The 15,620-nt window shown below is 41.5% G+C and carries 13 protein-coding genes; all 13 read left to right on the top strand.

Annotation, left to right across the window (positions count from 1 at the left end; all coding sequences use genetic code 11):
* Positions 1-157: 157 nt before the first annotated feature.
* Positions 158-820 carry an L-serine ammonia-lyase, iron-sulfur-dependent subunit beta gene (sdaAB, locus tag A5N88_RS08210; protein WP_066270355.1) on the top strand — a complete coding sequence of 221 codons (663 nt, stop codon included), beginning with the start codon at positions 158-160 and terminating at the stop codon, positions 818-820.
* 105 nt (positions 821-925) lie between these two features.
* On the top strand, positions 926-1,804 hold the full coding sequence (gene sdaAA, locus A5N88_RS08205) for an L-serine ammonia-lyase, iron-sulfur-dependent, subunit alpha (protein WP_066264746.1): 879 nt from the start codon (positions 926-928) through the stop codon (positions 1,802-1,804).
* Entirely contained in the window at positions 1,805-3,853 is a 2,049-nt protein-coding gene (gene recG, locus A5N88_RS08200) for an ATP-dependent DNA helicase RecG (RefSeq protein ID WP_066264745.1), read from the top strand.
* A gap of 104 nt (positions 3,854-3,957) precedes the next feature.
* Complete coding sequence (gene fapR / locus A5N88_RS08195) at positions 3,958-4,533, top strand: transcription factor FapR (protein WP_066264743.1); 576 nt, start codon at positions 3,958-3,960, stop codon at positions 4,531-4,533.
* Between the two features lie 121 nt (positions 4,534-4,654).
* A complete protein-coding gene (gene plsX, locus A5N88_RS08190; protein WP_066264742.1) occupies positions 4,655-5,647 on the top strand; it encodes a phosphate acyltransferase PlsX in 993 nt (330 codons plus the stop codon).
* Between the two features lie 14 nt (positions 5,648-5,661).
* Positions 5,662-6,603 (top strand): ACP S-malonyltransferase, encoded by a 942-nt coding sequence (gene fabD, locus A5N88_RS08185; RefSeq protein ID WP_066264741.1) that lies wholly within the window; start codon positions 5,662-5,664, stop codon positions 6,601-6,603.
* Positions 6,604-6,607: 4 nt separating this feature from the next.
* Positions 6,608-7,351: a 3-oxoacyl-[acyl-carrier-protein] reductase gene (gene fabG, locus A5N88_RS08180; RefSeq protein ID WP_066264740.1), complete on the top strand. Its 744-nt coding sequence runs from the start codon at positions 6,608-6,610 to the stop codon at positions 7,349-7,351.
* 520 nt (positions 7,352-7,871) lie between these two features.
* Positions 7,872-8,105 carry an acyl carrier protein gene (locus tag A5N88_RS08170; protein ID WP_066264735.1) on the top strand — a complete coding sequence of 78 codons (234 nt, stop codon included), beginning with the start codon at positions 7,872-7,874 and terminating at the stop codon, positions 8,103-8,105.
* Positions 8,106-8,292: 187 nt separating this feature from the next.
* Positions 8,293-9,033, top strand: coding sequence for a ribonuclease III (rnc, locus tag A5N88_RS08165; protein ID WP_066264733.1), 741 nt, complete (start codon positions 8,293-8,295; stop codon positions 9,031-9,033).
* A gap of 51 nt (positions 9,034-9,084) precedes the next feature.
* Positions 9,085-12,648 carry a chromosome segregation protein SMC gene (gene smc / locus A5N88_RS08160; protein ID WP_066264732.1) on the top strand — a complete coding sequence of 1,188 codons (3,564 nt, stop codon included), beginning with the start codon at positions 9,085-9,087 and terminating at the stop codon, positions 12,646-12,648.
* Between the two features lie 61 nt (positions 12,649-12,709).
* Entirely contained in the window at positions 12,710-13,699 is a 990-nt protein-coding gene (gene ftsY / locus A5N88_RS08155) for a signal recognition particle-docking protein FtsY (RefSeq protein ID WP_066264730.1), read from the top strand.
* Positions 13,700-13,850: 151 nt separating this feature from the next.
* Positions 13,851-14,180: a putative DNA-binding protein gene (locus tag A5N88_RS08150; RefSeq protein ID WP_066264729.1), complete on the top strand. Its 330-nt coding sequence runs from the start codon at positions 13,851-13,853 to the stop codon at positions 14,178-14,180.
* A 15-nt stretch (positions 14,181-14,195) separates the two neighbouring features.
* Entirely contained in the window at positions 14,196-15,539 is a 1,344-nt protein-coding gene (ffh, locus tag A5N88_RS08145; RefSeq protein WP_066264728.1) for a signal recognition particle protein, read from the top strand.
* The last annotated feature ends 81 nt before the right edge of the window (positions 15,540-15,620 follow it).

Below are 15,620 nucleotides of genomic sequence, written 5' to 3'. Positions count from 1 at the left end.
TAAGACGAGCCGGCAAGGAAGCATTGACTTGTTTCCATCCAAAGCCGCCAGAACAAAAAAAGGAATAGAAGGGGAAGCCCTTCTATTTCATTTGCAATTAAACTTGCATATAATAGAAGGGGTAAGCCTTGCTCTGAAGAAAAAGGGAGTGGGAAAAATGAAATATAAAAGTGTATTTGACATCATTGGTCCAGTTATGATTGGCCCGTCGAGTTCACATACTGCAGGTGCAGCAAGAATTGGCCGTGTTGCTCGAAATTTATTTGGAAGGCAGCCTGCTTGGGCAAAGATTTCTTTATATGGGTCATTTGCCAAAACGTACAAAGGCCATGGAACAGATGTAGCGATAACAGGCGGTTTACTGGACTTTGATACTTTTGATGAACGAATAATATCTGCCTTGGATATTGCAAAAGATCAAGGCATGGATATTGTCTTTATTGAAGAAGATGCGGTACCTGAGCATCCAAATACAGCCAAAATAATAATTGGGGACGAAGATGGAGAAATGGAGCTTGTGGGAATATCCATTGGCGGCGGAAAAATCGAGATTACCGAACTGAATGGATTTCAGTTAAGGCTTTCTGGTCACCATCCTGCCATTCTTGTCGTTCATAATGATCGTTTTGGGGCAATTGCCGCCGTATCTAATGTTCTATCAAAATATGAATTAAACATAGGGCATATGGAAGTATCACGTAAGGAAAAAGGACAGATGGCGTTAATGACGATAGAAGTTGATCAAAATATAGACGAAGTCGTTTTACAGGAGATACAAAAACTGCCTAATATCATTCAGGTGGCTCGGGTTGTTGATTAATTTCGGTCAAGCCAATATGCCAGTCTATACAAAATAAGTTTTTTGCTGAAGTGTTATAATGATAGCGCTTTCTCAGCTTGATTTCAAAAGGAGGTTCTGTCAGCCGTGTTTCGCAACGTAGCTGAATTAATTGCATTAGCTGAAAGTCAAAATAAAAAAATATCCGATATTATGATTGAACAGGAAGTAGAATTTACGGGGAAAACTAAAGAAGAGATTCTCAGCAGGATGGATGAAAATTTAAGGGTAATGGAAGAAGCAGTTGAAAAAGGGTTGCAGGGAGTCAGGTCCCACTCAGGTCTAACGGGCGGAGATGCCGTCTTAATGCAGCGATATATTGAAAAAGGGAATTTCCTGTCAGGAGAAACCATATTGGATGCTGTCAGTAAAGCAGTGGCAACGAATGAAGTAAATGCTGCAATGGGAACCATTTGTGCAACCCCGACCGCGGGATCTGCAGGGGTCGTTCCAGGCACATTATTTGCGGTGAAGAAAAAACTGAATCCTACTCGCGAGCAAATGATTCATTTTCTTTTTACATCTGGCGCATTTGGATTCGTAGTGGCAAACAACGCCTCTATCTCCGGAGCTGCCGGAGGCTGCCAGGCAGAGGTTGGATCAGCAGCTGGCATGGCTGCCGCAGCCATTGTTGAAATGGCAGGCGGCACACCCTCTCAATGTGCAGAAGCCATGGCTATTACACTAAAGAATATGCTCGGTCTTGTATGTGATCCCGTTGCTGGACTGGTAGAAGTACCATGTGTGAAAAGAAACGCAATGGGAGCAGCAAATGCAATGGTTGCTGCAGATATGGCGCTTGCCGGCATCACTAGCAGAATTCCTTGTGATGAAGTTATTGATGCGATGTTTAAAATTGGCCAAAGCATGCCTTCTGCCTTAAGAGAAACTGCTCAAGGAGGGTTGGCGGACACTCCGACAGGTCGCAGGCTTGAAGCAAAGATCTTCGGTATGCCGCTGAAGTAAGTGGAAAAGAATTTAAATGTACCCGTCACTCTGCTCAAAGGAATAGGACAGGAAGCGGAAGCGAATCTCGCAGTCATGGGTATTTACACGATTGGGGATTTATTGGATCATTTCCCTTATCGATATGAAGACTATCGTTTGCGTGATTTAATGGATGTAAAGCACGATGAAAAAATAACAGTGGAGGGGAAGGTTCAAAGCGAGCCTTCTCTTGTCTTTTATAGTAAAAAGCGATCGCGTCTGACGGTTCGCCTTTTGGTTGGAAGGCATCTAATTAAGGCGATGTTTTTTAACCAGCCATACTTAAAGAAAAAAATGAATATTAATGATTTCCTTACAGTTACAGGGAAATGGGATCAGCACAGGCAGACCATTACAGCCCAGGAAGCTACTGTAGGGCCGTATACAAAACCTGCTGAATTTGAACCGGTTTATTCTGTTAAAGGCAGCCTATCAGTAAAGAATCTAAGGCGTTACATTAAAACTGCCTTTGAAACGTATGGTAATCAAATCGAAGAAACGCTCCCTGAGGATTTGCAGGAAAAATATAAGTTAGTCGATCGCCAGCAGGCGGTAAGAATTATGCATTTTCCAGCTTCACAGGATGAAGTGAAGCATGCCCGGAGACGATTCGTCTATGAAGAGTTTTTATCTTTTCAGCTGAAAATGCAGGCGTTGAGGAAATTTGAAAGGGAAAATTCAAAGGGAATCCCACAAAAGTATAATTTAAAAAAAGTGAAAGCATTTATAGCTTCATTGCCTTTTCCATTAACAAATGCACAGAAGCGGGTTGTAAATGAAATTTCGGCAGACTTAAAATCTCCCTTTCGCATGAATCGTCTTTTGCAGGGGGATGTAGGATCAGGAAAAACAGTAGTGGCTGCCATTGCGTTATACTCAACCATTACCGCGGGATATCAAGGAGCTTTAATGGTTCCTACAGAAATCCTTGCAGAGCAGCATGCAGACTCGCTTGATCACCTTTTATCGCCCCAGGGCGTCAATGTAGCTCTATTAACCAGCTCTGTAAAGGGAAAAGCAAGAAAAGAACTCCTATCCCGACTTAAAAGTGGAGAAATTGATCTCCTAATCGGCACACATGCCTTAATACAGGACGATGTTGAATTTCAAAAGCTTGGCCTTGTCATTACCGATGAACAGCATCGGTTTGGAGTAAATCAGAGAAGGATATTGAGAGAGAAGGCGCAAAATCCTGATGTTCTCTTCATGACAGCAACCCCGATTCCTAGAACACTTGCGATAACAGCTTTTGGGGAAATGGACGTTTCGATTATTGATGAGATGCCTGCTGGACGCAAAATAATAGAGACCTATTGGGTAAAGCAGGAAATGCTTGAACGGGTTCTAGGGTTTGTGGAAAAAGAACTTTCTCAAGGAAGACAAGCCTATGTAATTTGCCCTCTGATAGAGGAATCGGACAAATTGGATGTGCAAAATGCCATTGATGTACACGATATGCTGGCTATCCATTATTCTGGAAGATATCAGGTAGGTTTAATGCATGGAAGATTACGGAATGATGAAAAAGAGGAAGTAATGAAATCCTTTAGCCAAAATCATACTCATATCCTAGTTTCAACAACCGTTGTTGAAGTGGGAGTAAACGTTCCAAATGCAACCATAATGGTAATCTATGATGCCGAGCGTTTCGGTCTGTCACAGCTCCACCAGCTAAGGGGGAGGGTTGGCAGGGGAAGTGATCAGTCTTACTGTATTTTGATGGCAGATCCGAAAACTGATGTTGGAAAAGAAAGAATGAAAATTATGACAGAGACAAACGATGGGTTTGTTTTAAGTGAAAAGGACCTCGAACTTAGAGGGCCGGGAGATTTTTTTGGGAAAAAGCAAAGCGGAATGCCTGAGTTTAAAGTGGCGGATATTATCCATGATTATCGAGCGCTTGAAATAGCTCGCCAAGATGCTGCTGTTCTTATTAACCAGGAGGATTTTTGGGGAAATCCGAAATATTCCGCTTTAAGGAAATCGATTGAGGAATCCGGAGTATTAAGTGGTGAAAAGCTAGATTAATAGAGAGAAGAAGGTGGGAAATCCGTTCACTCCTTGCATTCTTCTCTTTCCTTTTATATACTACTGTTAGTACCAAGTCCTAATATTTCGGATGGTGTTTTTTTGTGAGAATTCAAAAAAAAGAACGGCAGTATCATTTGCAAGAAAAAATAAAGAAAAATCCTTTTATTACAGATGAGGAGCTTGCTGAACATTTCAATGTAAGTGTTCAAACGATTCGCTTGGACCGCATGGAGCTATCGATACCTGAGCTGCGGGAGCGAATCAAGAATGTAGCGGAAAAGAGATTCGACGATGAAGTCAGGGCTCTCCCTATTGAGGAAGTGATAGGAGAGGTAATTGATATTGAATTGGACGAAAGTGCAATTTCCATTTTCGATGTAAAAAAAGAGCACGTATTTAAGCGGAATTCAATTGCCCGGGGGCACCATCTATTTGCTCAAGCAAACTCTCTTGCAGTAGCAGTTATCAATGATGAATTGGCTTTAACGGCAAAAGCGAACATCCATTTTACCAGACCAGTTAAAGAAGGTGAGCGGGTCATCGCTAAAGCGAAGGTACTTAAGCCAAATCCGGATCATGGGCGCTCCATAGTTGAAGTGATCAGTCATGTAGGCAAGGACATGGTTTTTAAGGGTGATTTTGAAATGTATCGGAATAGTAAAGCGGAAGAAGAATAATCCTCATACAGCGATCTCTCTAAGCCAAACAGGAAGATATTATTTCAAGAAGACGCTCCAATGGCTTTAAGGTGATGGGGCTTCCAAACTGCCTGTACCACATATGAAGAGGATGATAAAAATGAAAATAGCTATAGATGCTATGGGAGGGGACCATGCTCCCAAAGAAATTGTATTGGGTGTCAATAAAGCGATAAAGGCATTTAATGATATTGAAGTAACCCTATATGGGGATCAGCACCAAATCAAGCAATATTTAGTAGAGGATCCCAGGGTTAAAATTATACATACAGAAGAAGTAATAGAAGCGACCGATGAGCCGGTACGTGCAGTGCGAAGAAAGAAAAATTCCTCCATGGTATTAATGGCACAATCCGTTGCGGATGGCGTATCTGATGCTTGTATCTCTGCAGGCAATACAGGAGCTTTGATGGCAGCGGGCTTGTTTGTCGTAGGCCGTATTGAGGGGATTGAAAGGCCTGCTTTGTCTTCGGTTTTCCCTACAATGGATGTGCAAGGAGTAGTCATGCTGGATCTCGGAGCGAATGCAGACGCGAAGGCAGAGCATCTTGTTCAGTATGCTATTATGGGTTCAATTTTCGCGGAGAAAGTCCGTGGAATTGAAAATCCCAAAGTGGGACTTTTAAATATTGGAACTGAGGAGAAAAAAGGGAATGAATTAACGAAAAAAACCTTTGAACTCCTAAAAGAAGCAGATATTAATTTTATTGGAAATGTTGAATCAAGGGATATTCTAAAAAGGCCTGCGGATGTCATTGTAACAGATGGATTTACAGGTAACATGGTATTAAAAACGATTGAAGGTACAGCCTCCTCCCTGTTTTCCATGATTAAAAAGGTCTTAATGAGCAATTTAAAAACAAAGATTGCTGCAGGAATGATTAAATCTGACCTACAAGGACTCAAAGGGCTCATGGATTATACGGAATATGGCGGTTCGGGGCTGTTTGGCCTCAAGGCGCCAGTTATTAAAGCGCATGGTTCTTCGAATGCTAATGCAATTTACCATTCAGTGCGTCAGGCGCGTGACATGGTTAATCACCAAGTAGTAGATAAAATTAAAAATGCTGTATCTAAAAACGAAATGGAATGAAGGAGGAATTTACTATGGGGAAAATAGCATTTGTTTTTCCGGGACAAGGATCACAGACAGTTGGGATGGGCCAATCCATTGCAGAGGCAAGCCCAGAGGCAAAAGGGATTTTTGAAAAAGCTGACAGCCGTCTGGGGTACTCATTATCCAATATCACCTTTAATGGCCCTCAGGAAGAATTAACGCTAACAACAAATGCACAGCCGGCTCTTTTAACTACAAGTATTGCAATCCTTAAGGTTTTTTCGGAGTCAGGTATTCAAGCAGATTATACTGCAGGCCATAGTCTTGGGGAATATACTGCTCTTGTTGCTTCAGAAGCTATCAAGTTTGAAGATGCAGTATATGCCGTCCATAAGCGGGGACAGTACATGGAAGAGGCGGTTCCAAATGGAGAAGGCACAATGGCGGCAATACTAGGAATGGACAGAGAAGCTCTCCAGGAAGTAACACAGCAGATTTCTGAACAGGGACATCCGGTTCAGCTCGCTAATTTAAATTGTCCTGGACAAATTGTTATTTCCGGTGCAAGAAAGGGTGTAGAGCTTGCATGTGAACTGGCTAAGGAAAAAGGCGCAAAAAGAGCTCTTCCGCTGCAGGTGAGCGGGCCTTTCCATTCAGAACTTATGAAGCCAGCTGCTGAAAAATTCAAAGCAGAGCTTGCGTCCATACAAATTCAGGATGCAGAAATTCCAGTCATTGCAAATGTTACGGCAGATATTTTGACAAATGCAAAAGAGATTAGTGAAAAACTGATAGAACAACTTTATTCTCCTGTTCTGTGGGAGGATTCTGTCAAAAAGATGATTGAACTGGGAGTCGATACTTTTGTCGAAGTAGGTCCTGGAAAAGTTCTTTCCGGACTAGTGAAAAAAGTGGACAGATCAGTCAATACTTATGCCGTGCAGGATTTAGACAGCTGTAAGGAAGTCATTAAAGCGATTAAAGGGGAATAAACTCATGAAACTAGAAGGAAAAGTAGCCATCGTGACAGGAGCATCCAGAGGAATAGGGCGTGAAATTGCGATTCAATTTGCAAGAGAAGGTGCGGACGTTGTCGTGAATTTCGCCGGAAGCGAAGCAAAGGCGAACGAGGTTGTTCAGGAAATTATGGAGCTTGGCCGCCAGGCGATTGCTGTCCAATGCAATGTTGGTAATGCTGAAGATGTCCAAAATATGATCAAAGAAACGATTGACCATTTTGGCAAGGTCGATATTCTGGTGAATAATGCAGGCATTACGAGAGATAATTTGTTAATGAGAATGAAGGAAGACGAATGGGATGATGTCATCAATACGAATTTAAAGGGCGTCTTCCTATGCACTAAGGCCGTTACACGCCAGATGATGAAGCAACGATCCGGCAAGATTATTAATGTGGCGTCCATTGTTGCGATCAGCGGTAATCCTGGACAAGCCAACTATGTTGCAGCAAAATCGGGTGTTATTGGATTAACTAAAACAACCGCTAAGGAACTTTCTACTCGTGGAATTACCGTAAATGCCATAGCGCCAGGTTTTATTACAACAGATATGACAGGAGAACTGACAGAAGAAATTCAATCAGAAATGCTAAAGCAAATACCTCTGGGCCGCTTTGGCAATCCAGAAGATGTAGCAAAAGTAGCGGTATTCCTGGCGTCTAATGATGCCAATTATATGACAGGACAAACGTTGCATGTTGACGGCGGAATGGTGATGTAAGGGTAACGTCTTATGCTTGTCGCCGATAAGCAGGCACTTTCCGCTTTTCGCTATGTCCAGCTCCAAGTGCCATCGGCTCGAGGTCATAAGCCAAGCCGTCAGAGAAGTTAAAGAGCGAACCTCTCAGCCGCCTTGACTTATGCTTGTCGCCGATAAGCAGGCACTTTCCGCTTTTCGCTATGTCCAGCTCCAAGTGCCATCGGCTCGAGGTCATAAGCCAAGCCGTCAGAGAAGTTAAAGAGCGAACCTCTCAGCCGCCTTGACTTATGCTTGTCGCCGATAAGCAGGCACTTTCCGCTTTTCGTTATGTCCAGCTCCAAGTGCCATCGGCTCGAGGTCATAAGCCAAGCCGTCAGAGAGGTTAAAGAGCGAACCTCTTCAGCCGCCTTGACTTATGCTTGTCGCCGATAAGCAGGCACTTTCCGCTTTTCGCTAAATAAATAGAAAAGTTTGAGTATGCAAGTTTCGCTTTATTATTTTAAGGAAATCCTCTATAATGGCTTGAGGGGAGGTGAACCAAATGGCAGAAGTATTAGAACGTGTAACAAAAATCATTGTTGACCGTCTTGGTGTAGAAGAGTCTAAGGTAACTTTAGAAGCGAATTTTAAGGATGACCTTGGGGCAGATTCCCTTGACGTAGTTGAACTTGTCATGGAATTAGAAGATGAGTTTGATATGGAGATTTCAGACGATGATGCTGAAAAAATCGCTACAGTGGGAGACGCTGTGAATTACATACAAAGTAAGCAATAATCGTTCAGGTTTTCAATGTCCCGTTTATTTTAAACGGGGCTTTTTATATGTTTTTAAAAGGAAATTACATCAAGCGCATGATCTTTTGCAAGATGCCTTTGCACTTGACCGGTTTTTTATATAAAATTTAAATGTACTTTTTTATATTGTTTTTTATAATGAATATTATTAGCAAGGTGGAGGTTTCATGCGTAAAACAAACAAACTCTTTGAGAGAAAGACTGTCGCCAGGACAGATGAAAAATTTAAAATCTTTCAAGAAAGGATTGGCTATACATTTACAAATACAAAGCTTTTGAAACAGGCTTTTACGCATTCATCATATGTGAATGAGCATCGCAAAAAACCCTATGAAGATAATGAACGTCTTGAATTCCTTGGAGATGCAGTTCTAGAATTGACTGTTTCTCAATTCCTTTATAAAAAATATCCTTTAATGAGTGAGGGAGAACTGACAAAACTTCGAGCAGCCATTGTTTGCGAGCCTTCATTAGTGACATTTGCAAACGAACTGAAGTTTGGAGATGTCGTCATGCTGGGCAAAGGGGAAGAAATGACAGGAGGAAGAATGCGTCCTGCTTTGTTGGCGGATGTTTTCGAGGCCTTTATTGGGGCGTTATTCCTGGATCAAGGGTTAGATACCGTAATAGGGTTTTTGGAAAAAGTCGTTTTTCCAAAAGTAGATGCTGGTGCTTTTTCTCATGTGATGGATTTTAAAAGTCAATTGCAAGAGTTTGTACAAAAAGATGGTGCAGGCATGCTTGAATATGTGGTACTGCACGAAAGAGGACCTGCTCATAGCCGGGAATTTGTATCACGTGTTACATTAAACGGCCTAGAACTGGGCGAAGGAGCCGGCAGGTCTAAGAAAGAAGCAGAGCAGCATGCAGCCCAGATAGCCTTAAGCAAACTGAAAGAGAAACAATAATAGTATAAATAAAAAACGGTCCTGGCAGGACAGATGAAAGGAGGAGCACGGATGTTCCTCAAACGCTTAGACATTATTGGGTTTAAATCCTTTGCTGAAAGAATTTCTGTCGACTTTGTAACAGGAGTAACAGCGGTGGTAGGGCCTAATGGTAGCGGGAAAAGCAATATTATTGATGCAGTCAGATGGGTACTTGGTGAACAATCAGCAAAATCTCTTCGCGGAGGAAAAATGGAAGATATTATCTTCGCGGGGAGCGATTCCAGAAAAGCACTGAATTTTGCAGAAGTAACCCTTACTCTGGATAATGAAGACCACAAACTGCCTATTGAATACAATGAGGTAAGCGTATCCCGCCGTGTATACCGTTCAGGAGAGAGTGAGTTTTCAATCAATAAGCAGTCTTGCAGGTTGAAGGATATTGTCGACCTTTTTATGGATTCAGGATTAGGACGTGAAGCTTTTTCTATTATAAGCCAAGGGAAAGTAGAACAAATTCTAAATAGCAAAGCAGAAGAACGGAGAACAATCTTCGAAGAAGCAGCCGGCGTTTTGAAATATAAAAACCGTAAAAAGAAAGCCGAGTATAAGCTGAATGAAACACAGGACAATCTTAACCGTGTAAATGATATTCTTTTCGAGCTTGAAGGACAGGTTGAACCCTTAAAAATACAGGCATCCATAGCAAAGGATTACTTAGAGAAAAAAGAAGATCTTAAAGCGTTTGAAGTCGCTTTAACCGTTCGTGAAATCAAAGATCTGCATGCATCATGGGAAAGTTTGAAACAGCAGTTTGAGCTTCATCAAAGACAAGAGGCAGCAATTTCAATAGAACTTCACAAAGAAGAGACACGCTTAGAAGGAATGAGGAGTGATTTAGCTGCCCATGACGAATCAATTAATGATCTCCAAAGTGTACTGCTTACTGCAACGGAAGAGCTGGAAAAGCTGGAAGGACGCAAAGAAGTTCTAAAAGAACGGAAAAAAAATGCAACACACAATAAAGACCAGCTAGTAAAGAATATTGAAGAATTAACTGAAAAACTGAACAGGCTCGGCAATCAAAAAGAAAAACTTGCCCTGGAATCAGACAGCAATCAACAAGAAGCAGACGCCCTAAGGACCAGCCTGAGAGATAAAAACAGTCAAATTCAAAGCTTCGACATTAACATTGAGGACGCAATTGAATCTTTAAAAAGCGATTATATTGAATGGTTAAACAAACAGGCTTCAGGTAAAAATGAGCTTCATTATCTAGAGCAGCAATTAAACCAGCAGGCTGTTAAGACTGATAAGCTGGAAGCTGAAAATAAAAAATATATAGAACAACGAGTTTTTATCCAAAAGCAAAAGCAGGAGGCTGTACAGCTGCTGGAGACTTTGGACAAACAGCTGGAAGAGCATATTTCATCCTACAGGGAAAAACAAAGAAAGCTAGAAAATATTAAAAATCAATATCAAAAACAAGAAACGATTTTATACCAGGCCTATCAATACTTGCAGAAGGCTAAGTCACGAAAAGAAACACTTGAAGAAATGGAAGATGACTATACAGGCTTTTTCCAAGGAGTAAGGGAAGTCCTTAAGGCCAGAAATCTAAAGCTGCAGGGAATTGTAGGGGCAGTTGCTGAATTAATACAGGTTCCAAAGGAATATGAGCTTGCAATTGATACTGCACTGGGAAGCGCGATGCAGCATATTGTGGTACGGACCGAAGAGGATGGCAGGAAAGCGATACAATATCTTAAGGCCAATCGTTTTGGACGAGCAACATTTCTGCCGTTAAATATTATGAAGAGCAAGTTTATCCCAGCTAATCAGCTGGATGCTGTTCAAAAACATCCTGCCTATGTTGGGATAGCTGCGGAATTATTAAGTATTTCACCTGATTACCAGAACATTGCAGGCAGCCTTTTAGGGAATGTGGTGATTACGAAGGATCTTCAAGGAGCTAATGTGATTGCTAAAATTCTTCAATATCGCTACAGGCTTGTGACACTAGATGGAGATGTAGTAAATCCCGGCGGATCCATGACTGGAGGAACGGTAAAACAATCAGGCAGCTCATTGTTAAGCAGAAAAGGCGAGTTGGAGGACTTAAAGGAAAAGCTTGCCTCCATGGAAGAAAAGACCTCGCAGCTTGAGCAGCAAGTCAAAATGCTGAAAAAAGATTGTTCTGATTTTGAAGCCTCTCTGGAGGAGATGCGGCTTGCAGGGGAAGAACTTCGTTTTAAACAGCAGGAGCAAAAATCGGAACTAAGACAAATAGAATTAGCCGAAAAGAACTTGAATGAAAGGCTGATGATTTATGACATGGATCGCACAGAGTCAAAAACAGCCTCTAATACCGTTCAGGCAAGAATGGCGGAAATCAATGAAGCTCTTAAGAAAAGCGCAGCTAAAATAAAGGAACTTGAAAGGGAAATTGATAAGCTGACACGAAGAAAGAACAGTGAAAATATTTCCAAGGAAAACCTTCAGGCAGAAATAAGTGATTTAAAAGCAAGGCTTGCCGTTAAGAACGAACAGCTGGTTTCGAGCCGTGATCAGCTTAAAAGAATAGAAACTGAATGTGAAGATACACTTAAAAAGAAGCTTCTATTTGAGGATGAGCTCAATTGGCTGAATAGTGAAGTTAGCACAAATCATTCAGGTGAAGAAGAACTGTCATTGGCAGCTGAAAGAAAGCTTTTGGATAAACAGGAAACCGCGAATCTGATATCCATCCGAAGAAATGAAAGGCTGAAATTGCAGAGTCAGCTCGAGGATGCTGAGCTCGATTTAAAGGAATTAAAAAGGCAGCATAAGGGCTTAGTGGAAGTGGTAAAGGACGAGGAAGTAAAAATCAACCGTTTGGACGTTGAATTGGAAAATCGTTTAAATCGCCTTCATGAAGAATATATGCTGACATTTGAAGCGGCTAATGAGTCATTTCCACTCGAGATTCCTCTGGAGGATGCAAGGAAACATGTGAAGCTGATTAAGCTTGCCATTGAGGAACTGGGGACAGTCAATCTCGGTGCTATTGAGGAATATGAGAGGGTATCCCAGCGCTATGAATTTTTAAGAGAGCAGCAAACGGATCTTCAGGAAGCAAAGGATACTCTTTTCCAAATCATAGACGAGATGGATGAGGAAATGAAACGGAGATTTCAAGAGACATTCATGTCGATCCGTTATCATTTTGAACCGACTTTTAAATCATTATTTGGCGGCGGAAGGGCTGAATTGAAGCTGACCAGTCCTGATGATCTTTTAAGTACAGGGATTGACATTGTTGCCCAGCCGCCGGGGAAAAAACTGCAAAACCTGAGCCTATTATCCGGAGGAGAACGGGCTTTAACGGCCATTGCTTTGCTATTCTCCATTCTAAAAGTTCGTCCTGTTCCGTTTTGTATCCTTGACGAGGTGGAAGCGGCACTTGATGAAGCAAACGTATACCGATTCAGTAAATATCTTAAGCAATTTAGTGAGGAAACGCAGTTTATAGTGATCACTCACCGAAAAGGTACAATGGAAGAAGCAGATGTTTTGTATGGGGTAACCATGCAAGAATCAGGTGTTTCCAAGCTGGTTTCGGTAAGGCTGGAAGACACAAAGGAACTCGTTGGATAAATCAATAAAGTTCTAATTGCTGGATTATTGGATAGTAAATGATTAGTTGGGATGTGTAGACATGAGTTTTTTAAAAAAGTTGAAGGATAAATTTACTCAATCAGCTGATTCTGTATCAGATAAATTTAAAGAGGGTCTTACAAAAACAAGGGACAATTTCAGCACTAAAGTTAACGATCTGGTTGCACGCTATCGTAAAGTAGATGAGGATTTTTTTGAAGAACTTGAGGAAATCCTCATTCAGGCGGATGTTGGCTTTAATACAGTCATGGAATTGATTGAAGAATTAAAAATGGAAGTGAAAAGGAAGAACATCAAGGAAACAGCCGATGTACAATCCGTTATTTCTGAAAAGCTCGTTGAAATTTATGAAAACGGACAGGACACATCAAGTACTCTTAATATCCAGGACAACGGATTAACTGTAGTTCTGTTTGTAGGTGTCAATGGCGTGGGAAAAACAACGACAATTGGAAAGCTGGCACACAAGTTTAAAACAGAAGGCAAAAAAGTACTTTTGGCTGCTGGGGATACCTTCAGAGCAGGAGCGATTGATCAATTAGAAGTATGGGGCGACCGTGTCGGTGTGGAGGTCATTAAGCAGGGAGAAGGCTCTGATCCGGCGGCAGTAATGTATGATGCCATTCAGGCAGCCAAAGCCCGTAAAGCGGATATCCTCTTATGCGATACAGCCGGCCGTCTTCAAAATAAAGTGAACTTAATGAACGAATTGGAAAAGGTCAAGCGTGTTATTGAAAGGGAAATACCTGGTGCACCTCATGAAGTGCTGCTGGTATTGGATGCGACTACAGGCCAAAATGCTTTGATACAGGCGAAGACCTTTAAAGAAGTCACAAATGTTTCAGGTATTGTTCTGACCAAGCTTGATGGAACAGCTAAGGGAGGAATTGTATTGGCAATTCGCAACGAGCTCGAAATACCTGTAAAATTTGTTGGCTTAGGGGAGAAGATGGACGATCTTCAGGAGTTTGATGCAGAGAAATATGTCTATGGCCTTTTTTCCAACTTGATTGAAACAGCAGAAGAATAATAGGAATGTAACTAGAGGGCTTTTTGGAGATAGCCCTCTTCTATTTTTGCTGGGCAAAGTAGATAATACGCAATAGATATTCTTGACAATGCTTAAAAAACTGTGTATTCTTCATATGTAAAGGTTTTTCACTTAACAAGGGGGAAAAGACGTGTTAGAGAAAACAACGAGAATAAACTATCTCTATGATTTTTATCAATCTTTGTTGACTCCTAAGCAGCGCAGTTATATGTCCCTCTACTATTTAGATGATTTTTCGCTTGGTGAAATTGCCGAAGAATATGAAATTAGCCGGCAAGCTGTTTTTGATAATATTAAAAGAACAGAGGCCATGCTGGAAGAATATGAAGAGAAGCTCTTGCTCTTTCAAAAATTTCAAGATCGCTCAAAGCTCTATAAAGAAATTAGAAGCCTTATAAATGAAGGGCAGCAGTCCGGGCAATTGAACTCTTTAATTGATAAACTTGAGAATTTAGATTAGGGGGGCGGCACATAAATGGCATTTGAAGGATTAGCCGACCGACTGCAAAATACGATACAGAAAATTCGCGGCAAAGGGAAAGTTACTGAATCTGATGTAAAAGAGATGATGAGGGAAGTTCGCCTAGCCTTATTGGAAGCGGACGTTAACTTCAAAGTCGTAAAGGAATTTGTTAAAAAGGTTAGTGAGCGGTCCGTTGGCCAGGAGGTCATGAAAAGCCTGACCCCAGGACAGCAGGTAATAAAAGTGGTAAAAGAAGAACTGACAGAACTTATGGGCGGTGAGCAAAGTCAAATTGCCGTCTCAAAAAGGCCGCCAACCGTCATTATGATGGCAGGGCTGCAGGGTGCAGGGAAAACGACCACTACTGGCAAACTCGCAAATTTATTACGCAAAAAGTATAACCGCAGTCCTATGCTGGTTGCAGCTGATATCTATCGTCCTGCGGCTATAAAGCAGTTGGAAACACTCGGAAAACAATTGAATATGCCTGTTTTTTCACTGGGAGATCAGGTAAGCCCTGTGGAAATTGTCAGGCAGGCTTTAGAACAAGCCAAGGAAAACCACAATGATTATGTCCTGGTGGATACTGCCGGACGTCTGCACATTGATGGAGAGCTTATGAACGAGCTTAAAGAGATCAAGGATCTTGCAAATCCAGATGAGATTTTCCTAGTGGTAGACTCCATGACAGGTCAGGATGCTGTCAATGTTGCACAGAGCTTTAATGAACAGCTGGAGATTACGGGTGTCATTTTAACGAAGCTTGATGGTGATACCCGCGGCGGTGCGGCATTGTCTATCAGAAGTGTTACGCAAAAGCCAATTAAGTTTGTTGGTATGGGCGAAAAGCTCGATGCTCTGGAGCCCTTTCATCCTGAACGAATGGCTTCCCGTATTCTTGGTATGGGAGACATGCTCACACTTATTGAGAAGGCTCAAGCTAGTGTTGATGAAGAAAAAGCCAGAGAGCTTGAGAAAAAAATGCGTACGATGTCCTTTACATTTGATGATTTCCTTGATCAGCTTGGACAGGTGCGTAAAATGGGTCCTCTTGAGGATATCATTAAAATGCTCCCAGGTGCTAACCGCATGAAAGGATTGGATAATCTTCAGGTGGATGAGAAGAAAATCGGCCACGTTGAAGCGATTATTAAATCCATGACCAAAGCTGAGAAAGAAAACCCTGAAATTATTAATGCGGGAAGAAAGAAACGGATTGCTAGAGGCAGCGGTACTAATGTACAGGAAGTAAACCGTCTTCTTAAGCAATTTGAAGAAATGAAAAAAATGATGAAGCAAATGACGAATATGCAGCAAAAAGGGAAGAAAAAAGGCTTTAAATTTCCGTTTATGTAATGATTTTCTATCTTTTGTTCCATTATTTTTGAATAAAAATGAAGTGTTAAGAAAAAACACTTTACAAACCTTATACTTTTT

This window comes from Heyndrickxia acidicola, assembly GCF_001636425.1.
Classification (GTDB): Bacteria; Bacillota; Bacilli; order Bacillales; family Bacillaceae_C; genus Bacillus_AE; species Bacillus_AE acidicola.
Note: the sequence above shows the minus strand (reverse complement) of the source record. Positions and strands in the feature narration are given on the sequence as shown.